At 69.5% G+C, this 20,417-nt stretch carries 22 protein-coding genes; 6 read left to right on the top strand and 16 right to left on the bottom strand.

All coding sequences use genetic code 11. The features are described from left to right. Positions 1–56: 56 nt before the first annotated feature. Complete coding sequence (locus MCBMB27_RS17540; RefSeq protein WP_075380943.1) at positions 57–875, bottom strand: hypothetical protein; 819 nt, start codon at positions 873–875, stop codon at positions 57–59. A 128-nt stretch (positions 876–1,003) separates the two neighbouring features. Between MCBMB27_RS17540 and MCBMB27_RS17535 the strand changes: the two genes are divergently transcribed. Next, positions 1,004–1,459 carry a DsrE family protein gene (locus MCBMB27_RS17535; RefSeq protein ID WP_043353674.1) on the top strand — a complete coding sequence of 152 codons (456 nt, stop codon included), beginning with the start codon at positions 1,004–1,006 and terminating at the stop codon, positions 1,457–1,459. 104 nt (positions 1,460–1,563) lie between these two features. On the opposite strand, the gene MCBMB27_RS17530 is transcribed toward MCBMB27_RS17535, so the two are convergent. Next, positions 1,564–2,139: a phospholipase A2 family protein gene (locus MCBMB27_RS17530; protein ID WP_107059924.1), complete on the bottom strand. Its 576-nt coding sequence runs from the start codon at positions 2,137–2,139 to the stop codon at positions 1,564–1,566. Between the two features lie 103 nt (positions 2,140–2,242). Further along, the gene (locus tag MCBMB27_RS17525) at positions 2,243–2,494 is read right to left on the bottom strand and encodes a hypothetical protein (protein WP_043353672.1); all 252 of its coding nucleotides are present in this window, start codon (positions 2,492–2,494) and stop codon (positions 2,243–2,245) included. Between the two features lie 293 nt (positions 2,495–2,787). Between MCBMB27_RS17525 and MCBMB27_RS17520 the strand changes: the two genes are divergently transcribed. The 3 genes from MCBMB27_RS17520 (at position 2,788) to MCBMB27_RS17510 (ending at position 4,564) form a co-directional block, all read left to right on the top strand. Next, positions 2,788–3,048, top strand: a complete 261-nt coding sequence (locus tag MCBMB27_RS17520) for a hypothetical protein (RefSeq protein ID WP_043353670.1) — start codon at positions 2,788–2,790, stop codon at positions 3,046–3,048. 257 nt (positions 3,049–3,305) lie between these two features. Then, positions 3,306–3,557: a hypothetical protein gene (locus tag MCBMB27_RS17515; protein ID WP_043353668.1), complete on the top strand. Its 252-nt coding sequence runs from the start codon at positions 3,306–3,308 to the stop codon at positions 3,555–3,557. 311 nt (positions 3,558–3,868) lie between these two features. Then, positions 3,869–4,564, top strand: a complete 696-nt coding sequence (locus MCBMB27_RS17510; protein ID WP_043759436.1) for a VIT1/CCC1 transporter family protein — start codon at positions 3,869–3,871, stop codon at positions 4,562–4,564. A 90-nt stretch (positions 4,565–4,654) separates the two neighbouring features. Here MCBMB27_RS17510 and MCBMB27_RS17505 read toward each other — a convergent pair whose 3' ends face one another. Further along, positions 4,655–4,861, bottom strand: a complete 207-nt coding sequence (locus tag MCBMB27_RS17505) for a hypothetical protein (RefSeq protein ID WP_075380942.1) — start codon at positions 4,859–4,861, stop codon at positions 4,655–4,657. Between the two features lie 940 nt (positions 4,862–5,801). Between MCBMB27_RS17505 and MCBMB27_RS17500 the strand changes: the two genes are divergently transcribed. Further along, positions 5,802–6,191 (top strand): EF-hand domain-containing protein, encoded by a 390-nt coding sequence (locus tag MCBMB27_RS17500; protein ID WP_043353662.1) that lies wholly within the window; start codon positions 5,802–5,804, stop codon positions 6,189–6,191. 672 nt (positions 6,192–6,863) lie between these two features. Here MCBMB27_RS17500 and ftsH read toward each other — a convergent pair. The 7 genes from ftsH to MCBMB27_RS17460 all read right to left on the bottom strand — a co-directional run bounded on the left by ftsH (position 6,864) and on the right by MCBMB27_RS17460 (position 16,961). After that, positions 6,864–8,762, bottom strand: a complete 1,899-nt coding sequence (gene ftsH / locus MCBMB27_RS17495) for an ATP-dependent zinc metalloprotease FtsH (protein ID WP_075380941.1) — start codon at positions 8,760–8,762, stop codon at positions 6,864–6,866. A 401-nt stretch (positions 8,763–9,163) separates the two neighbouring features. Continuing rightward, positions 9,164–11,455, bottom strand: coding sequence for a glycosyl hydrolase family 65 domain-containing protein (locus MCBMB27_RS17490; RefSeq protein ID WP_075380940.1), 2,292 nt, complete (start codon positions 11,453–11,455; stop codon positions 9,164–9,166). Beyond that, complete coding sequence (locus tag MCBMB27_RS17485) at positions 11,452–12,177, bottom strand: HAD family hydrolase (protein WP_053609596.1); 726 nt, start codon at positions 12,175–12,177, stop codon at positions 11,452–11,454. The genes MCBMB27_RS17490 and MCBMB27_RS17485 overlap by 4 nt, the downstream gene beginning before the upstream one ends. A 223-nt stretch (positions 12,178–12,400) precedes the next feature. Beyond that, positions 12,401–13,426, bottom strand: coding sequence for an NAD-dependent epimerase/dehydratase family protein (locus MCBMB27_RS17475; RefSeq protein ID WP_075380938.1), 1,026 nt, complete (start codon positions 13,424–13,426; stop codon positions 12,401–12,403). A gap of 144 nt (positions 13,427–13,570) precedes the next feature. Then, the gene (locus MCBMB27_RS17470) at positions 13,571–14,791 is read right to left on the bottom strand and encodes an ATP-grasp domain-containing protein (RefSeq protein WP_075380937.1); all 1,221 of its coding nucleotides are present in this window, start codon (positions 14,789–14,791) and stop codon (positions 13,571–13,573) included. Positions 14,792–15,087: 296 nt separating this feature from the next. Further along, positions 15,088–15,834: an ABC transporter ATP-binding protein gene (locus MCBMB27_RS17465; protein ID WP_075380936.1), complete on the bottom strand. Its 747-nt coding sequence runs from the start codon at positions 15,832–15,834 to the stop codon at positions 15,088–15,090. Further along, positions 15,831–16,961 (bottom strand): ABC transporter permease, encoded by a 1,131-nt coding sequence (locus MCBMB27_RS17460; protein ID WP_075380935.1) that lies wholly within the window; start codon positions 16,959–16,961, stop codon positions 15,831–15,833. The genes MCBMB27_RS17465 and MCBMB27_RS17460 overlap by 4 nt, the downstream gene beginning before the upstream one ends. Positions 16,962–17,091: 130 nt before the next feature. Here MCBMB27_RS17460 and MCBMB27_RS17455 point away from each other — a divergent pair, with 130 nt between their 5' ends. After that, entirely contained in the window at positions 17,092–17,457 is a 366-nt protein-coding gene (locus tag MCBMB27_RS17455; RefSeq protein ID WP_236952734.1) for a hypothetical protein, read from the top strand. A 387-nt stretch (positions 17,458–17,844) separates the two neighbouring features. On the opposite strand, the gene MCBMB27_RS17450 is transcribed toward MCBMB27_RS17455, so the two are convergent. The 5 genes from MCBMB27_RS17450 to MCBMB27_RS17435 form a co-directional block, all read right to left on the bottom strand. Then, a complete protein-coding gene (locus MCBMB27_RS17450) occupies positions 17,845–18,090 on the bottom strand; it encodes a hypothetical protein (RefSeq protein ID WP_043356801.1) in 246 nt (81 codons plus the stop codon). Between the two features lie 141 nt (positions 18,091–18,231). After that, entirely contained in the window at positions 18,232–18,441 is a 210-nt protein-coding gene (locus MCBMB27_RS30590) for a phasin family protein (RefSeq protein ID WP_257787428.1), read from the bottom strand. A 24-nt stretch (positions 18,442–18,465) separates the two neighbouring features. Then, positions 18,466–18,819: a hypothetical protein gene (locus MCBMB27_RS30585; RefSeq protein ID WP_236952733.1), complete on the bottom strand. Its 354-nt coding sequence runs from the start codon at positions 18,817–18,819 to the stop codon at positions 18,466–18,468. Positions 18,820–19,145: 326 nt separating this feature from the next. Beyond that, a complete protein-coding gene (locus MCBMB27_RS17440) occupies positions 19,146–19,451 on the bottom strand; it encodes a hypothetical protein (RefSeq protein ID WP_075380934.1) in 306 nt (101 codons plus the stop codon). A 355-nt stretch (positions 19,452–19,806) separates the two neighbouring features. Beyond that, complete coding sequence (locus MCBMB27_RS17435) at positions 19,807–20,298, bottom strand: response regulator (RefSeq protein WP_075380933.1); 492 nt, start codon at positions 20,296–20,298, stop codon at positions 19,807–19,809. Positions 20,299–20,417: the final 119 nt, after the last annotated feature.

The raw sequence follows: 20,417 nt of genomic DNA, 5'->3' as shown, positions 1-20,417 counted from the left end.
CCCGCAACAGGGCGGTCGAGCGTACCGCGACACCGGGGATCAGACGCCCCGCCGCTTCACCGCGTGACGATGCCGGGCTCCTTCGGACTGGGCCGGCGCTGCAGGATGAGAAGCCCGGCCGAGTAGATCAAAGAGACGAGGAGGGCGGCACACAGGGCGGCGGCGGCACCGAGGGCCTGGACCGTCAGGTGAAGCGTGAGCAGCGCCAGGCCGAAGCCGAAGACGCCCCGGATCGCAATGCTGGCCAAGCGTGCCATCGAGCACCCGCCGATCCGGCGATGCAGGATCACGAAGGTGCTCGTCAGGGTGACCGGAAAGGCGGCGACCACCCCGGTCCGCGCCGGTCCCAGGGCCGAACTGACAGCCAGGACAACCGCCACGAACAGGGCCACGGCCGTCGCTCGGGCCAGGAGATCCACCGGTCGCGGCCGCGCGACGACCGCGCTCCGGACGAGGGAGGTTCGCACCGCCTGCCGGGTCGCGAGGGTCCCCGCGCCATAGACGAGCGCGTTGAGCCCGAGGGCCGTCAGCGGCGTCCAGGACGCGGCGGATACGGGGATGGCCACCGCCAGCCATGCCAGCGTCGCCGGACCGAGGGTCGAGCCCAGATCCCGGCCGCTGGCCCGCAGGGCGTAGACGGTCAGGAACAGGCCCGTCGCCGCATTGGCGGCGAAGCCGTTGAGGGCCGCCCCGGCGACGAAGTCGGTATCGTGTTCCAAGGCCATGAACAGGTAGGCCGGCCCGGCCGAGACCGGCAGGCTGACGATGAGGGCGCCCCAGACCGGTCCGAGGAGTTCCGCCAGCACGGAGGCCAGCACGACGACGGTTCCCGAGGCCAGCGCCCGGACCAGGGCTGTTACCCATATCGCTGCCACGGCCGCTTCCCCGGCATCGCACCGCCGATCCGGATCGACTTCGGAGCCGCGGCTTCGCTATCACGGGCGCCGGGCCTGGGCCAAAGTCACGGGCTCCGGCAGGCGCCGGCCCCGACCGGAGATCAGCCATGCGACAGCTCCCCCGACGCCCGATCCTGTTCCTGCTGGCCGGGCTCGCCGCCGCCCCGGTCTCCGCCGCCGAGACGGGCAGGGGGCACCGCGTCGTGTTCCAGGTGGACACAGCCGACCCGGCCACGATGAACCTGACGCTCAACAACGCCACCAACGTGGTCGATCATTACCGCGCCAAGAACGAGGCGGTGGAGATCGACATCGTCGCCTTCGGGCCGGGCCTCGCCATGTATCGGGCCGACAAATCCACCGTGGCCGACCGGATCGCGCATTTCGCCGAGTCCGGCTTCCCGTCGAAGATCCAGTTCTCGGCCTGCAACAACACCAAGACCGCCATGGAGAAGGCCGAGGGGCATCCGATCCCGCTGCTGCCGCAGGCGACGATCGTTCCCTCCGGCGTCGTGCAGATCATGGAGCGGCAGGAGCAGGGGTGGAGCTATGTGCGGCCGTAGGGTGATCTGCCGGCGCGCGGCCTGCGCCGCCGCCGGTCCCGCGGCGGTGCGGGACGGGCGCGACTTCCGAAGTCCCGGCCGAGGAGCCGGTCCACCGACCGGGATCAGGGGGCGCGGCAGTCCATCGCGGCCGTCGCCTCGATCACGCTGAGGGCCCTGCGCCGGACTTCCAGCGTCACCTTCGGGCTGTCCGAGACGATGGAGGCCTCCCGTTTCAGCGTCGCGTCGCAGGCGCATGAACTGTACCCGGCCGTGTCATAGCAGGCATCGTGGCGCATGCATGCGGCGTCCAGGTCGTCGGTCGGCGGCAACCCCTCGCCGCGCTGCCCCTTCCCGCAATAGTTGCCGTGAAACAGTTCCTTGCCGGCAATGACTTGGCCAAGCTCGCCCTTGGGCGGGGCCGGCGCCTCGGCGCGGCCGCCCGGGTTCAGGTCGTTGGCCGGGCCGCCGGCCTTGGATCCGGACGAGCGGAGCGTCTTCGGGATATCGGACCGTTCGTCGGGCTCGTTCAGCGCCCCGCCGGCCCGCCCGTTCGGATCGGAGACATCCGGAAGGGGCGGGGGCGGCCCGGGGCGAGGCTCCCCGTCTTCGGCGGATGGAGGCGCCACAGGCGCCTGTGCGAGCGCACCCTGAGAGGTCAGGACGACAACCGCGAGGACAATCGCACGGACGAGGGTCATGACCGGTCCCGATGGCTACGGCGCAGGCGCGCGCAAGGTGTCTCGGCCCAAGCGGGGTGCGGTCTGCCCGGGCCGGCGAGGCGAGGATATGCCCGCGACGGATCTAGTAGCGGTCGTCGCGGTACCCGCGGTAGCGACGCTCCTCGAAGACGCGCGCATCCCTGCGGCCGTAGCCGCCCATGTCGCGATGGCGGCGATACCCGTGCGCGGGCGCCCATGCAGGCGGGCCGCCGGGGCGGAAGCCGCGTTCCCCACGGGCCCAGGGCGGATCGGCCAGGGCGGCGGACGAGGTCCCGAGAACGCCTCCCGCCAAGGTCAGTGCGCCGAGCAGGAACAACGTTGGCGTGCGAAACATGGAGCCTCCCTCGCAGCGGGATTGGTCCCGGTGCGGCTCAGATACGGCGCTCGGGGCAAATCCGTTCCACGCGCCGCGCAGCACCATGGGCCCATGCGACGACTGAGATGCGCCGTTTGAGCCGGCCAGACGTGCGACAGATCGGCAGGAACAACCTCAAAGAATTTCTTCAGTATTAAGGTCGGCGATATCTCCGGTCTTCGAACATCGGGCGATACTTTCGAGACATCGAATTTTTCTGGAACGGTCGCGGCCACCCTGCCGTTTAGGGGCTCCAACATAGGAGACGCTCAATGCGAAGCTTCCCGATCATCATTCTCGCCACTCTCGCTCTCGGCGGCAGCGCCATGGCCGCCGAGCAGGGGGCTTCGTCCAAGGCGCCTGGCCACGAGATGCAGGACCGCGGAAGCCGGGCGGGGAGCCCCGGCGCATCCGGCTATGCTCCCGGACACGAGATGAAGTCCGGCGGGATGGAATCGACCGGTTCGACCACGCGGACCGGCGGCACGGCTACCGGTACGTCCGGCACCGGTTCGACCGGAACCCACCGCTGACGCACCTGCTGCGCCCCTTCCGGCCCTGTCGGCCGGTCGGGGCGCAGTTCCGCGGGCGGTCGGAATCTCCAGCGCGGTCATCGTCGCCCTTGCACCGCGCCGGGCCACAGATCCGCTGAGGGCCCCGTCCGGAACGCCCGCCGGGGCACCGTCCGGCGCCGGCTGTCCTGGCCAACGCCGACGGGCCCGCCGGCGTGCAACCGCTTTCGACCCATTCGACTTACCGACCGGATTCATCGAGCCGAAGGGGCATCGCCATGCCGATACGTTTGGTCACGACCGTTCTGTTTCTGTCCACCGCGGCAACCTCCGTCTGGGCCGCGCCGATGTCCGCCGACGAGAAGGCGGCGTTCCAGCAGCAATGCATGGGCGACTTCACGACCTTCTGCGGAGACCTGACTCCGGAGGATGGTCCCGGAACGCAGGCCTGCTTCGAGAAGAACATGGCGAAGCTCTCCACCGGCTGTCGGGAGGCCATACAGAGCTTCAAGCAGGCGAAGCGCGGCTGAGCCGTCGGCCGCTCAGCCCGAGCGGGCACGCCCGGCGCTGCCGGGACAGGCGCGCAGCCGAAACCGTCGGGGCTTTGGAGGGGGGCTTTGGAGGGATGACCCGCCGGGTGTGACCCGGGTCCTGCCGATCTCCTCGCGCCGGCGGGGTCGGCCGTTCCATCTGGCTCAGGCCCGGCGGAAACGCCCGGCCCGAGCGGGCCTCCCCGCGCCACAGCCGCCTCGGCGCATCGCCACCTCTGGCACGAGCGCGCCCTGCGTCGCATACTTCCCGGCAGCGGCAGATCCACACCCGCCGAGAAAGGCTGACGCCGATGCGCGCGCGCCATGCGGAAAGCCACCTGATCGAGCGCATCGGCTGGTTGCGTGCCGCGGTGCTGGGCGCCAACGATGGGCTCGTATCCACGGCTAGTCTGATCGTCGGCGTGGCGGCCTCCGCCGCCGCCGCCAGCGATATCCTGGTCGCCGGTACGGCGGGCCTCGTCGCCGGCGCGATGTCGATGGCGGCCGGTGAGTACGTCTCGGTGAGCTCCCAATCCGATACGGAGCGGGCCGACCTCGCGCGCGAGCGGCGCGAGCTCGAACAGGACCCGGCGGCCGAGCGGGAGGAGCTTGCGGGGATCTACGTCTCGCGCGGCCTCGACCACGATCTCGCGCTGAAGGTCGCGGAGCAGCTGATGGCGCGGGACGCCCTCGGCGCCCATGCCAGGGACGAACTCGGCATCTCCACGTTCACCACGGCGCGCCCGATCCAGGCTGCGCTGACCTCGGCGGCGACGTTCTCCGCAGGCGCGGCCATGCCCCTTCTCGTGGCCGCGGTCTCTCCGGCCGACTATCTCGTCGTCTCGGTGTCCGCAGCTTCGCTGACGTTCCTCGCTGTGCTCGGGGCGTTGGGCGCGAAGGTGGGCGGCGCAGCGATCCCGCGGGCGACCGCGCGGGTTGCGTTCTGGGGGGCCCTGGCGATGGCGGTCACCGCGGGGATCGGGCATCTCGTCGGCAAGGTTGTGTGACCGCTCGGCCGGAGACACGGCGGAGGCGCAAGCCAAGGATCACGGAGCGCTGGGCGGCATTGCTGTTGCGCGCGTTACGCAGCGTCGGGCTCAGCGCGAGCCGATCTGCCCGACAACACGGTCAATCTCATCGATGACGCTCACCAGGAGTTTCGCCTGCTGGTCCAGATCGGCGACTGCCGGGCGGCCCGGCGTGTCCGTCGTCCACCAACGACCGTTATCGATGACGTCGACCAGCCGGCCGAGGCGGGCGTGCTCACGTTTCAGGGTGTCGATAAACTCCTTGCCGCTCTGCATGGACCCCTCCCTCTTGGACGGCCGAGCCGAGACTTGCCCCCGGAGCGGACCGCTTGAACGTGCGCAAGCCCTCGTGTCGGCAAGGGAAGCGGCGATGGCCAGGGCCTTGATCCATTTCGGTTTGTTGAGACGGATACTGGCAAATAGCGACGTCCGACGCGACGATGACGTCGCGGCACATGGCATCCGGGCAACTGCCGCCGCGTCGGTCTTGCACCGGAGACGACCGCGACGGCGCGCGCCGAGGCTTCGCGCTGGGCAGAGGTGACTCTGGCGGGGTCGGGTTCAGGCCGTGCGGGTGCCGCGGTGGTCGCAGTCATGATGAGCCTACCTGTTCGCGCTCCAGCGACCGGCCGATCGAAGTCGAACTCGCATATAAGGTCAGCCTCGCGTCGTTGAGCCAGATCAACGCCAAGCCGCTGTTCCCGAGTCCGTTGCGAAGGCGCGGATTGCTGCCGGCACGGTGAACACCACACTCAGCGGGTTCGGGCCGGTTCTCGAACTCCACCGGGCCTGCGGGAGCCGAGCGTCGCGTGCCGCCCGGCCGCTTTGTCGAAGCGCGGGGGGCGGAGCGGCATCAGCGGAGCGGGTCTGCCCCTGCGCCGGATCGCCAGGACGGGCGCATCCGCCACGACGCGTGCCGTCATGCGCGCCTGCACCGCCGGTCTCGCCATCACACCCCAACCGGGTATCGGTGACACCCCCAGCGGGCCCCGCGAGGGACTTCGATGGCCGGGGCGCATCCGGCGCTCAGGACTCGGAGATGCCGACGGAATGGCATGCCTCAGATCGAACGCCGATCCTGAGGTCCTGAGCGGTTGATCAACATCAATGTGTGACCCCTCGGGGCAGGTAACCTGAATTCGGTTGCGCCCACGGCCGACCGCATCGCTGGCGACATTGCGCGTGACGAGGGACATCTCTCGCTGGGGAGGGTTTCATGACGCTGGCGACACTGGTGCAGGTGACGGCCCTCACCACACTCCTCGCGGCCGGCTCGCTGTCCAGCGCAGGTGCTCAGACATCAACGGGCCCGGAGAACACGCCGGACCCAGCCTCCCCGCCCAATCGACCCAGCATGATGGGGCGGGGCATGATGAGCGGCATGGGAGGGCTGGGCCATGGCGGCATGTGTGGCATGATGGACCACATGATGGACGGCGGCCTCCGAATGCGGATGATGTTCGCGATTGCGGATACGGACGGGGACGGTTCTCTCTCGTTCGACGAAGTGACGGCTATCCATAAGCGTCTCTTCAACGCGGTCGACGCCAACAAGGATGGAAAGGTAACCCCCGAGGAGCTTCGGAAATTCTTCTCGGATCGGTAGTCGAAGCTCACAGCAAGCCGCAGAGACCGAGCGGGACCAGCCCGCGCAGCCGCCACGTCGTCCTCCGCCCAGCCCGGCCTTGGGCCGGCGATGAGGCGGGTCGGCGATCACATGAGGCATGAGCGTGCCGGCGCACCCGGCGCCTTCCACGGGCGAAGGGTCGGGGTGCGGGCGCGCGATGAGGTGCGGATCGGAGGCCGACCACAGATGGGGCGCCGCCGCCATGGCCACGCCGTTCGGCGAGCCCGATGCCACCCGTGTGACCGGCACCCGGCCTTCGCCGCGCCGGCCGGCCGGCGGGTCGATCCGCCGTCCCGGTGACCCCGCCTCGAACAGCGCCTCCGGGCCCACGCGCGGGACCACGCGCGCGTGGGCCGCCGCCCATGACACAGATATGCTCAAGCATCTCCTCATCGTGCCGGTGGCCGTCGTCGGCGGCTTCCTCGTCGCGACGGGGTGGCCCGCCGCCCCCGACGCGTTGCGGGCTCTGCTGACCGGTGCGCGGCATCCGCCCAGGATCGCGGGCTCGGGGGTGACGCCGGCGGCTGTTCCAGAGCCGGAACGGGCCAGGCGGGTTCGCCTCACGGACGATCAGGTCGCCAAGGCCAGGATCCGCCCCAGACGGCCTTCCGGTCCTGCCGGCCGCGCCGTCGGCCCGGATGGCCGCCGGCTTCATCGGTCGGTGCCCTGCTTCGCATCGACCGGCAGCCGGACGACCGGCGCGCGCCGCCGCTCGGGCTCGGGAGACGGGCCTCGTTCCGGGCCCGGCCTGAGCGCGGGAAACTCCGCCGCCGTCACCGTTTCCACGTCGAGGAGGAGCGCGGCCCCGCCCTCCAGATCCTGCCGCCGCCGTCTCAGGATCTCTGTCGCCGTCTCGAATGCCCCCGCCACGATGTCCCGGCCGGCAACGTCGATCTCGCGAGCCGTCAGGTCGGACGCGTTCGGCCGGTCGCTGCCGATCTCGGACAGGAACGGGTTCGCGGGTGGCAGATAGGTGCGCTGGCCGACCTCCGGCGTCATCCCGTGCCGGGTCACCATCTCCAGCGCGATCTGGGTCGCGCGCTGCAGGTCGTCCGCGGCACCGGTCGAGACATCCCCGTCGAAGACCAGCGCCTCGGCCGCACGGCCGCCGAGCAGGACCGCGATCCGGTTCCGCAGCGCGCTCGCGGTGATCAGGAACCTGTCCTCGGTGGGACGCTGGATCGTGTAGCCGAGCGCCCCGACGCCGCGCGGGATGATCGAGACCTTCAGGACCGGATCGACACCCGGCAGGCTCGCGGCAACGAGGGCGTGTCCCATCTCGTGGAACGCCACGCGCCTGCGCTCCTCCGGCCCAAGCACGCGGCTGCGCTTCTCAAGCCCGGCCACGATCCGCTCCATGGCGGCCGTGAAGTCGGCATAGGTGACGTCCGCGCCGCCGCGCCGGGTCGCCACGATGGCGGCCTCGTTGACGAGATTGGCGAGGTCGGCGCCGGTGAATCCGGGCGTGATGCCCGCCACCTCGTCCAGGTCGAGCTCCCCGGCGAGCCTGACCTTGCCGACATGCACCTTCAGGATCTCGACACGGCCCTTCCGGTCGGGGCGGTCGACGAGCACCTGCCGGTCGAAACGGCCGGGCCGGAGGAGCGCCGGATCCAGGACCTCCGGCCGGTTCGTCGCAGCGAGAAGGATCACGCCGGTGGTCGGGTCGAACCCGTCGAGTTCCGCGAGGAGCTGGTTGACGGTCTGCTCGCGCTCGTCGTGGCCCCCCAGGATCTGCGTGCCGCTGCGGCTGCGGCCGAGGGAGTCCAGTTCGTCGATGAAGATGATGGCGGGCGCGGCCTCGCGGGCCTGCTCGAACAGGTCTCGCACCCGGGCGGCGCCGACGCCGACGAACATCTCGATGAATTCGGCCCCCGAGATCGAGAAGAACGGCACGCCGGCCTCGCCGGCGACGGCGCGCGCGAGCAGCGTCTTGCCGGTGCCCGGCGGCCCGACGAGCAGGATGCCCTTCGGTGACCGCGCCCCGAGCCGCCCGAAGGACTTGGGATCCTTGAGGAAGGCGACCGTCTCCTGCAATTCGGCCTTGGCCTCGTCGACGCCGGCGACGTCCTTGAACGTCACCTTCGTGTCGGTCTCGACATAGACCTTGGCCTTCGATTTGCCGATGGCCATGAGGCCGCCGAGGCCGCTCCGCCCGGACACGCGGCTGAAGAGGGCGCGCCACAGAAAATAGACGGCGAAGGCAGGCAGGATCCAGGAGAGGAGGCCCGTCATGAAGCCCGTGGATGGGGCTCCCTTGACCACCACGCCCTTGGCCGAAAGCCTGTCGGCGAGGGCTGGATCGACGCGCGTCGCCACCACGTACCGGTGGCCGTTGTCCGCCGGCTCCTTCAGCGTGGCCGCAATCCGGTCGGTGCCGACGGTCGCCTCGGCAATCTTTCCCTGAGCGACCAATTGCTCGAACTGACTGTAGGGGATCGCGTCCGTCTGGCTGAAGCCGACCCAGAGATCGTGGACGAGCAGGACGCCGAAGGAGGCCGCCGCCACGGACCAGAGCGCCCAGCTCAACTTGCGCTGACTCGGGTCCATGAGCGCCTCCCACGTCGACTCGGGAAGTGCGCCGTTCGGCCGCTCGTCGCTTTGCGCCAGCTCAAATGTCTCGGCCCGTCTGCAACCGCGGCGCGGGGTGGCGACATCCGTCGGTCGAGCGGGCTGAACGCGCAGCCTGTTCGGAGCCGCGGTCGAACGCGGCTCCGCATGACGCCGCAGCGAACCTCCGGTCGCTCCACGCGGACCGGCATGGGGGGCGGCTGCCGCCCGTGACGGGCGACCGTGCTTTGATGGCCGGATCGGCGCCGAACCCATCGCCGATCAACATCCCGGGGATGGCCCCTCGGCGTGCGTCGCGGCGGGGATCGCTTACGGAGGGGAGAGGGCGGGCGGTCCCGGTCCCGCAACCGAGATCCGCCGCCCGCTCCAGGACGACGGTCTCATCCGCCGACGCCCTCGACCGTCAGGGGCCGGTCCATCGCGATGACGAAGGCGGCGCCTCCGGCGAAGACCGTCATGGGAGCCCCCCGGTCGAGGGCGACACGCAGCACACGGGTCGTCCCGTCTATGGCCACGGCCAGGTCCCGCCCGCGCCACCGGACCCTGAAGTCGAGGCTCTGCCAGTCGGCCGGCAGGCACGGATCGAAAGCGAGCCCGTCAGCCCGCAGCGACAACCCGGCGAAGCCGAGGATCGCTATCATCCAAACCCCGCCGAGGGCCGCGACGTGGATGCCGCCGCCGATCGCCACATGGGTGTCGGCGAGATCGATTGCCGCGCTTCGGCGGAAGTAGCTCAGCGCTGCCTCGGCACGCCCCAGCCGCGCGGCCGCGAGGCCGTGCATGGCCCGGCTCAGGGAGCTCCCGTGCCCGCATCGGGGCTCGTAATGGTCGAAGTTGGTCCCGCCGCTCGCGCCCGGAAAGGCCTCGGGCAGGAGGGCCAGGAGCGCGACGACGTCGGCCTGCTTGATGACCTGCGCCCGCTGCGTCCGCTCGCGCCCCAGCACGACATCCATCGGCACCGAGCGCCCGGCATAGGCGTTCAAATCGACCGTCTCCAAGGCCGAGAAGCCCGCGAACTGCTCGAACAGCCCCGTGGCCGGATCGAAGCCGGTGGCGATGGCCTCCGCCGCCTCACGCCAGTGCGCCAGTTCCGGCTCGCCGAGGTCCAGACTCCGCGCGAGGCGCGCCCACGTCTCCGGCCAGCGGGCCTGCACGAGGGCGGCGACGTCGAGGCCGCGCGCGATGGTCCACCGGGCCATCCCATTGGTGAAGGCGTTGTCGTCCACGCCCTCGTGATACTCGTCCGGCCCGATGACCGTGCGGATGTGACGCCGGCCGTCCGCCTCCGGCGCCGCACGCCAGGTCCAGAACCGGGCCGTCTCCAGGATGATCTCTGCCCCAGCCTCCTGCAGGAAGGCTTCGTCCTCGGTCGCCTGCCAGTATTGCCACACCGCATAGGCCACGTCGGCGCTGATATGCTGCTCCTGGCTGCCGCAGAGGACGTCCAGGATCTTGCGGTCCGGGCCGACCGTCTGGGCGGGCGTGACCTCCGACCCGCTATCGGCCGATTCCCAGGCGTAGAGGGCGCCCCGACAACCCATCTGCGCGGCCTTGGCGCGGGCCGCGTCCAGGGTGCGGAAGCGGTACATCAGGAGGGTGCGCGCGGCCTCCGGCCAAGTCAGCGCGTAGAAGGGCACGAGAAAGATCTCGGTGTCCCAGAAGACGTGGCCGCGGTAATCGTCCCCCGTGAGGGCGCGGGCTGCGACGGAGACGTGCGGGTCTTCCGGATTCGCCGCCCCGTTCAGGTGGTAGATGGCGAAGCGCAGTGCGGCCTGGGCGGCGGCGTCACCCGTCACCCGGATGTCGCTGCAGCGCCAGCGCTCGGCCCAGGCCGCCTCGTGGCGGGCGAGGATGCCGCGCCAGCCGAGCGTGCGCGCGGCGGCCAGTTCCTTGCGGGCCCGGGCGCCCGCATGGACGTCGGTGGCGTGGTGGCGGGTCACCGCGATGATGCGCCGGAAGGTCACGATCTGGCCCGGCTGGGCGGTCCAGCTCCAGTTCCAGGTCAGGTCGCCCCGCATCACGGGCTGACGCTCGATCCCGTCGACCTCCAGGGAGGCCGCCGCCGCGATGGCGAGGCTCCGGCCGGATCGCCAGGTGCGCCACGCCTTCAGGTCGAGTTCCGCCCGTTCCGGCGCGAGTTCGAAATCCGTGGGCCCGAACGCGGCCTCGAAGGTGAGGTCGCTGACCCCGCTCTCGATCCGAAGCTCGATCACCTGCATGCCGATCGCACGCGCGTGCAGCGACACCAGCCGCAGGGAGCGCAGGCAGACATCGAGCGGGGCGTTGCAGGTCTGACGGGCCTCCATGAACAGGGCCCCCCGTCGCATGTCCAGGGTCAGAGCCCGCGAGGACCGGTCCGGGCAGCGCATGAGCGGGCCGTCCGGCAGGAGGATGCGGACCTGCGTCCAGTCGGGGGCCGGCACCAGTTCCGGAACCACGCTGTCGGGCGTCGGCGTGTCGAACAATCCGGCGACGTAGATCCGCGGCGGAACAGCCCGGCAGGCGCCGAGATGGGAAGCCAGCCCGCCCCGCACGCCGAGAAAGCCGTTGCTGAGGGCGAAGCGGGTTTCGAAGGTGCTCTCCCGCAGCAATTCGTATCCGGTCTCGCGCAGCAGCCAGGACGGATCGCCTCCAGCGATCATGTCTTCGGCCAAGGTGTCGGCCACGCTCATGCGGCATCTCCCGAAGACGGCGGCGCGATATGCTCGATGCAGATCTCGTCGAAACTCGTGACCACCCGGTCGGCCCCCGCTGCCCGCAATCCGTCGGCGTCGCCGAGGCGGGCGATGCCGATGGCCGTCATGCCGCCGGCCTTGGCGGCCCGGATGCCCACGGGGGCGTCCTCGGCCACGAAACAGCGGGCCGGGACGACCCGCAATTCGGCGGCGGCCAGCAGAAAGATCTCGGGGTCCGGCTTGCCGTGGCGCAGGGCGCGGCCGCAGATGCGGGCCGCGAACGCGTCGAGCAGCGTCCGGTCCTCGCTCAGCGGCACCGCGCGCATCATGGCCTCCGCGTTCTTCGAGGACGAGGCCGCCGCCAGGGGCCAGCCCCGGCCGGCGAGGGCCCGGACGAAGCGGAGGGCGTCCGGAAAGGCCGTCACGCCCTCGGCCGCAACGATCCGCTCGAGACAGCGCTGTTTCGCATCGGCGTAGGCCGACACGAGGCGCTCGGTATCCGGTAGACCCAGCGCGGCGAGGGCCGCGCGGGCCCCGTCGATCCGGGCCTTTCCGGCGACCTGCGCCTGATACAGGGCGGTGGTGAAGGGCCGGGGATCCGCGACGCCGGCGAGCGCCTCGCGCCAGGCACGTTCATGCGGGGACGCCAGCAGGACGCCGTCGACGTCGAAGATGAAGGCGGGGGCGCTCGGGCGGCGCGTGATCGGTGGAGGCCTCATCCCGTCGCTCCCCCGGCCGAATGGCGCGTCCTGCGGATCAGCCATCTCCCGGTCGCGCCGAAGACCAGAACCGACCTGGCGTCGGCGCGGGAGAGCATCCGGCCGCCGAATGTCAGGAGCGCCAGTGACTTGCGGGCTGGGCCGGCCTCGAGCCTCTCCGGCGACCGATGCGCGTCCGGCAGCCCGCCTGCCGGCGACACCCCGCTCGACGGCATCGGGCCGATCAGGACGCAAAGCCGGTGCTGCGGGCCGGTGCGGCCACATCCGCGCGCGGGACGGACCGCTCGGTGAGCCATGCGACCGCCAGCGCCAGTGCTTCGTCGATCGGTCTGGGTTCGTAGCCGAGTTCCCGGCGCGCCTTGCTGTGGTCGAACGCCGTGGAACGCAGCGCAAGGCGCACGCCCTCGCGCACGGCCACCGGACTTCGGTGGGAGATATGATCGGCGAACCACTCGGCAACGATGGCCACCGCCATCGCGAGGCTGCCCGGCAACGCCATGGACGGCATGCGTCGGCCCGTCATCCGCTCCAGCCTGGAGAGGAGCTGCCGCAGCGGCACGTTCTCGCCGCCCAGCACGTAGCGCTGCCCGGCTTGTCCCTTCTCCCCCACCAGACGCAGCCCCTCGGCCACGTCCCGGACATCGACGAGGTTGAGCGTGCAATCGAGGAAGAACGGCGTCTGCCCGGTCAGGAAGAGGGCGAGCATCGCCGCGGGCGGCGTCATGTTCCAGTCGTCCGGTCCGATCGGGACCGTGGGGCTCGCGATCACGACATCGCGGCCCGCCTGCGCGGCGGCGAACGCCGCCTGCTCGGCCAGGCATTTCGATCGTGTATAGGGACCGGCCATCCGGTCCAGGGATGGGAGATCGCCGTCGCGCACCCGCGCAGCATCCCGAAATCCCGTGAGCAGCACCGCCTCGGTCGAGCAATGCACGACCCGTGCGGCAGGCGGCGCTGCGGCCAGCAGGCGTTCCGTGCCCTCGGCGTTCGCGCGGGCCAAGGCACCCCGCTCGGGGGCCCATAGGTGCGCGTCGCCGGCCAGATGATAGACGCGCGCGATCCCGACCATCGCGGACGACAGGGCGGCGGCATCGAGAATCGAGCCGCGGCGATACTCGGCGTCAGCCGAAAGGCCACGCGGGTCGCCACAGTCGAGCACGCGCACGCTGCGCCCTGTGGCAATGATCGACTGGACGAGATGGCGGCCAATAAAGCCGCATCCACCCGTAACGAGATCGACGGCGGTCATCGGATTTCTCTGGAATTCGATGCGATGCTGATGTTCTGCTCATTTATTGCGTTGATCTCGATCAATTCCGCCGGTGTATCGGTGCGGAATTGGCGGCCAATACAATGCGGCGATTGGGCGGCCCGGGTCGGGCGAGCTGGAGGCTTAGGCCAGATCTCGAATGTGCCGCATCGCTTCGGGTGTCAGGAGGTGAGCGCCCCATCCCTGCCGCACCATCGCTCCGGCGCAGGCCGGCCGCGCGAGGAGCATGAGCGCCGCACCCACCACCGGCAGGACGCTCAAGGGATCGAGACGCACCGGCGTCAATTCTTCGCGCGCCTGCGCGAAGGGTCCTGGGCGGCCGACAAGCTGCAGGATCGACGCGACGAGGTTCCGCCGGCGGGCGCCCCGAAGCGCCGCGCCGAGGAGGACTTGCAGGGCGAGCCGCGTGCGCACCCCCGGCCGGCCCATGCGGCCGTGCGCGATGCTGTGACCGGCAGATACGCGGACCAGCAGGTCCGCAAGGTTGAGGCCCGCGAGGCTGGCGGCCATCGGCTCGACGAGGCGCGGATTGCCGTCGATGTAGAGCGGGCGCTCGCCGCGGTCGTCCGTGAAGTAATCGACGGACAATGCGCCGTGCCAGGACAGATGGGAGCCGATCTTTGCAAGATCGCTGGCGACGTTGGGGCGATGAACGCTTTCTTTGAGCGCCGCGCCGCCGCCTGCTCCCTCGACGAGCCTGCGCGTGGCGTGGAACCCGACGAGCCGCCCCTCCTGGAAGACGGCCTGCGCCTGCTCGAGGGGCGCGGACACCCATGCCTGCACGAGGATCGGCTCGCCCGGGCTCGCCACATGCGCGAGTTCGGCCGCGGCACGGTCCCGGTCCGCCTCGCAACGGATCAACCAGGTGCTGCGGCTCGCCGTGCCCAGGGCGGCCTTCACGACGAACGGGTAGGCCGCGTGCTGGGCGAGGCTGCGCGGATCGTCGAGCAAATGTGTTGGGGGCTGTTGCAGGCCGAGCTCGGTCAGCAGGCCGCGAAAACCGAGCTTCGTCAGGACGCGCTCGTAGCTTTCGAAGGCCGGAACCGCGAACGCAACCCGCGGGCGCAGTTCGTCGGCCAAGCGGGCGACGAGGTATCCCTGCTCGTGGATGGGCAAGAGGACATCGAATCTCTCCCGCGAGAGCGTCTCGTGGAGGAAGTGTCGAAACCCCTCCGGATCCGTGCCGAGGGGCGGGCAGCGATAGCGGCGGACGACCAAGCGCGAGAACCGCCCGAGGCAGATCCGGGCCGGATCGCAGTAGGCGACCTCGTGCCCGGCGAGCGCCAGGGCCGTGATGGCTTGGCGCGCAGACGTACTGCTGCCCTCGGTCAGGAGAACGCGCATGCGGTGCTCGTCGCCTCCAGGACACTCGGCGGCATGCCCGTCGCGCCGAGGCCGTCGATGCCCGTGTCGATGCCTTCAGGGCAGAGCGTCCGTCCGCGCCAGGACGCGCCGATGGCGGAGGCCCGTTATGGTCCGGAAACGGGCGCCTCGCCGGGACGAGCAGACGGACATGGCTGTCGCGGCGGGGGCACGCATGGCCGGTCGCGAAGCCACCGCGGCCCGGGCTCGCGGACGTCCAGAAGACCGCCTGCCGCGCGCCGCACCCGCCCGGCCGCGATGATTCTGCCGCCTGTCGATCATGGGCGGCCGGCCCTCTGCGAACCCACGGTCCGGGCATGCGTCTCGCAGTCGTCCGTGTCCGGCCGTTCCTCGCGCGTGATCGCCCCGTCCTCGATGTGCACGATCCGATCGGCGAAGCGGAAGAGACGCGCGTCGTGCGTCACGACGAGGACGGCCCGCCCGCGCTGCTTCGCCGCCGATGACAGGATGGCCATGATCGCCCGACCGTTTTCCGAGTCGAGAGCGGCCGTCGGCTCATCCGCGAGGATGACGGACGGATCCGCGACCAGCGCCCGCGCGATCGCGACGCGCTGCTGCTCGCCGCCGCTCAGCTCGCGCGGGAACGCGTTCAGCTTGGCGGAGAGGCCGACATCGGCGAGGACCGCGGCGCTCTTCGCGGTCGCCCCGGGGCCGCGCTCGCTGCGGATATCGAGGGCGAGCTGGACGTTCTCCCCCGCGGTGAGCGTGGAGAACAGATGGTAGGATTGGAAGACAAAGCCGATGTGCCGCCGCCGGATGGCCGCCAGCGCCTCCGGCCGGGCGTCGCCGGTCGGGACGCCGCAGACCCGCACGGTCCCGCTCGTGGGCGTCAACATGCAGCCCAGGATGGACAGCAGGGTCGTCTTGCCGCTGCCCGAGGGCCCGACCAGGACCGTCAACTCGTGGGCGCGGACGACAAGGTCGAGTGCCCGCACCGCCTCGACGCGCGTCGGCCCCTGCCCGTAGGTCTTGCACACCCGCGCGGCTTCGATCGCGGCACTCATCGGGTGAGCACGCTCGCGGGATCGACCCGGATGATCCGGACGATGGAGGCGATGCCGGAGGCGACGCACATGAGGAGCGTGAGGGCGAAGGCGACCGCCACCAAGGCGGGCGTAATCACGACCGGGGCGACGCTCGTCGCGGTCAGACGCTCGACCCCGATACTGATTACGGTCGCCACCGAGAGACCGATCAGCGCGTTCACGAGCGCCTGGAAGGCGATGACCCTGTAGATGTATCGGTTGGAGGCACCGATCGCCCGGACCATCGCGAATTCGTAGAGGTGCTCCTTCGTGCTGGAGTAGAGCGTCTGCGCGATGATGACGGTCCCGACGATGATGGAGAGCAGGGCGCCCGCGACGAGAGCCGCGCCGGCCCCCGTCCGGTAGAGCCAGAAATTCAGGGACCGCGCGCGAAACTGTTCCGGCGTGAGCGCCTCCATGCCGGAGACACGCGCCTGCGCCTCCTGCCGGATGCGCGCGATGTCGGCCCCCGGCTTCGCCCGGATGAGGAAGTACGTGACCAGATTGGCCGGTAATCCGACATAGGATCGGGCGCTGCGGAAATCGGTGAAGACGTAGGGCCGCGTCGTGAAGGAGCGCAGGCCGGAGGTGACCGCCCCGACCGTTACCGGGTGCCCGCGAACCTGTGCCGTCTCGCCGCGCGCAGACACGCCCAGCTGGTCTGCGTAGGACCGTTCGAGCGACACGGTGCCGGCGGTCGCGAGATCGTCGAGGCCACCCTCCACGATGTTCCACGGCGCCAGGCCACCGACCGGGTCGGACGCGATGATGAAGATCCCGATCAATCCGCCGTCCGGCGGCAGCCAAGCCGAGAAGCCCGCCACCACCGGGACGGCCTCCGACACCCCGTCGACGGCGCTCAGCTCCTGGCGCATCTCCGCGTCGAGAATCGAGATGTCCTCGAAGTACTGCGTTCCTTTCGAGACGATCCAGAGATCGGCTGCGGTGTGATCGACGATCAGCGTCACCATCCGCCCGAAGCCGTAGAACAAGCCCATCTGCACCAGGATGAGGACGACCGAGAGCACGATCCCGGTGACGGCGGCCACGAACCGAAGCCGATCCTGAAGCAGATTCCGGAGCGCCAGCGTCATGACAAGCGGCATTCGCGTGCTCGATATGTGCCATTGTCATGTAAAAATCAGCATAAATTGCCAGTAATGAGATTGATATGGATCAATTGCGGTGCCATGACTCTGTATTCACATTCAACTTGATCTTGATCTGGAGGGCGATATGGGCCGCGCGTGGTGTGTCGCCGGGGTGGCGGCAGCGATGGTCCTGGTCGGCGCCCGCGCTTGCGCAGAAGACGCTTTCGAGGGGCGATACCTGCAGAACCGGCCATGCCGCGGCGACAGGACCGATCCCCCGAGCCTGAGGGTGACGATCACACCGCAGCAGATCACGTACGCGGGCGGAACATGCGCGATAAAGACCAGGCGCGGCGAAGGGAGCAGGCTCATCTTCGGCGTCGCGTGCCGGTTTCGCAGCGGCATCACGATGGGATCGGACATCGTCTTTACGCGCCAGCGGGGCGGCGTCTGGCACATGACCCAGGGGGATGGGGATTTCGAGGCCGACATCTACAGGTGTCCGGACTGAATCCGAGCCGTGGCTGAAGGGAGCCGGACCTGCTGTCGCCGCCGCGTCGATGCCCCGGCGGTGAGCGCTTCCGCATCACGATCACCGGCGCCTTCCTTGTGTGCCGCGGCCCTCTGCAGGGTCACGGTCTCTCGACCGCCTCAGTCGGGCCATGGGCTGCGTGTGCGTTTCACCTGGTCAGGCACGCCGACTCGGGTAAGCCGTTTCCGACCCTGCTCCGACAGGTCACCGAGTGTCTCAGTCGGGTGGTTTTGCGACGGCCTGCTTCTGGACAAGGGTTTGGAAGACGCAGACGCGGCTGCGGCGGCGACACGCCCGGCTCCCACGTCTGCGCGCGCTGCGGTGAACCCCACGGATTGCCCGAAGGCGATTGCCGGCCAATCCCGATCAGGTCGCCGTGAGACGCTTCTCGTTCGCAGCCACGTGCTCACGGTAGCGGGCGACAACCACGTCGACAGAACCTCCAGTCATCAAGGTGCCCGAGGCCTCGATGAAAGCGCTGATCTTCTCGCTGACCATTCGGTGCGCCTCAAGCTGACCGTCGGCACCGCCCAAGGCGAGTTTCACAAGCCGAAGTTCGACGACCCTTTGCGCCTCGAGAGCGAGCAGGGTCACGGCATAGGGGTTGTACATCGCGCACTCCGAGCCACGCCGCGCGAGAACCGACGCGACTGCGACAAACGAAAAGGGCGGCCGAAGCGACCGCCCTCGGGTTGATTGCCGGATCGAGGAGGATCACTCGACCTTCGGTCCGGCGTCTCAGCGCACGCGCGTTCAGCCCTGCTGCGCGATGCCGGAGAAGGTCTTGCCGGCCTCCTCGATGGCGCGCGCCGAGGTCTCGGAGAGGGCTTTGCCGTCCTGAACCATGGATTGCAGCCCCTCACGGACGAGCTCGCTCTGGATCGCGGAGTACTCCTGCACCGATTTGGCGCGAGCCAGCTTGTTCAGGCCGTCGAGGTTGCGCTGCCACTGCTTCTGGCTCAGCGAAAGCCAGATCCGTGACGTGTCCTAGAAGGCCTGGGTGATCACGGTCCCGCAGCGAACGACTGCTTCCATGTTCTGCTTGGACTGCCGAGCCAAGCGCTCGCTGCCCTCGCCCGTGTAGCCGAGGGTGCGGCTGAAGCGATCCGCGGCTTGGCGCGCTTGGTGCGAGGCCGTCTCGACGCCTTTCTGCACGATGTGCTGGGTGTTCTCCGCGGCGCGCTCGTTGAGATCGACGAACTTGTTCACACCGTCGCGAGCGGCGTCGGCGAATTGTGTGGTCTGCTCGGCGGACTTGTCGGCGTTGGCCTTCAGGGTCTCGGCGGCCTTGTCGAACTGCCTGTTGTGCCTGTTCTGGTCAGTGTTTTGATTGGATGTCATTGTAAATTCCTGTCCTATAATCGATTGGCGATGTCTGCTCTGCGAAATTCAGATGCCAATCGGGATGCGGGGATAGTTATTTATCCCTCTTATTGTGCCTCATTTAAATCGTGCGCCGGATCATATAAACAATGTCTGAAATGAAGATTTGATCCAAATAATGATCCGTGATTTTCCGGAACGGAGATACTTAAATGATAAGTCGCTGATTGCGCTGCACAATAAAAGTTTCGGCAGGATGCACTGCGGTCAGGGTGGGTCGCGTGAGACCGCGACGGCGTATTGGGCGCAGGCCGTCCCGTGGTCGCCAACGGCTTGCGAGGCGCTCAGGAGGCCCGGGCTGCCGCGAAGCGGTCGTCAGCGGCACGATCCACGCGGTCGACGCCGCCGGTCATGGTCAAGCTGTAGTCCGGCCCCGGTCGGGAGAACCGCCCGAGATCGCCCGTCAGCGGAGCCGCCGCGGACTTCGGCGCAGGCGTCGAGCGGGCCTTCGGCGCCTGCCGGCTGACGTTCCGCGGGTCCGTCTCGCGAAGCTCGGCCGCCAGGACGTCGACCCTTGCCGGAGCGATCGTGACCCGCTCCGGATCCCGCCGGCCTCCTCTCCGACGCTCGGCACGCGCTCGCCGTCGCACGCGGTGATCGTGACGAACTTGGCCATGCGGTCGAGCACGGGCGTCCGGTCGTCGGCGGTCCCGCCGGCGGTATCGAGCGCCCTCTCGATCGCAGCCGTGTTCCGCGCGCGGGTCGCCAAGTCGGCCCGGGTGGCCTCGCGCTTGGCCTGCTTCCGGAGCTCCGTGGTGATCGAGGCGTTCGAAAGGTCGCGGACCGGCAGCGGGCCCTGTCCGCTTCGGAGACGCCAACGAAGGACGCCGGATCGGCGAGACGGGCGGGTTTGCGCTCGTCTGCCTGCGAGCGACGACGCATCAAACCGAACATCGCCTCGGCCAAACTGACGGGCTTCAGACCTGGCCGTGATGGAAGCAGGGGTTACGTCTTGTCCGGCTCGGTCGAGGGGCCGGCAACGGTTCCCAGGCCGTTGCCCAGGTCCACTCCCCTGTGAGGCGGTACTCCGCTCGGCAATACGGGGGCGGTTGCGGGCGCCTCCTGCACCTGTGCGAGGCCGGCGTCCACCTCGTGGATGAGGTCTGCAAAGTCGTAGGGCTTGCTGAGCAGGCGTGTGCCCGGCGGCAGCGCCCGCTGAAGATCCGATCCGGCTCCCGAGGTGACAATGATGCCGACAGCGGGCCAACGGTGATGAACGAGGTGGGCAAGGGCAACACCATCACCCACGATGCCGCGCCCCGTCACCAGCATGCTCACCGGGGTCGGTCCTTCGAGCACCGCCAGCGCCTCGGCGGCTGTGCGGACCTCTATGGCCTGAAAGCCAACATCCTCCAGCATGTCGGCCGTGACCATACGGACAAGTTCATCGGCCTCGGCGATGAGGATGGCTAAAGGCCTGCTGTCAGACACAGACATGCTCCGCGTGATCAGGGCGGGAGCGCTCGCTGCTCTCAGGCACTGACGGCCGGGTCCGAAGCCAGTGATTCCCCCTTATGCGCCAATTGTCCGCCGGGCGCGATGACCTTGGTTGTGGC

The organism is Methylobacterium phyllosphaerae, from assembly GCF_001936175.1.
Taxonomy (GTDB): domain Bacteria; phylum Pseudomonadota; class Alphaproteobacteria; order Rhizobiales; family Beijerinckiaceae; genus Methylobacterium; species Methylobacterium fujisawaense.
The sequence above is the reverse complement of the archived record's forward strand: the minus strand, read 5'-3'. Positions and strand labels throughout refer to the sequence as shown.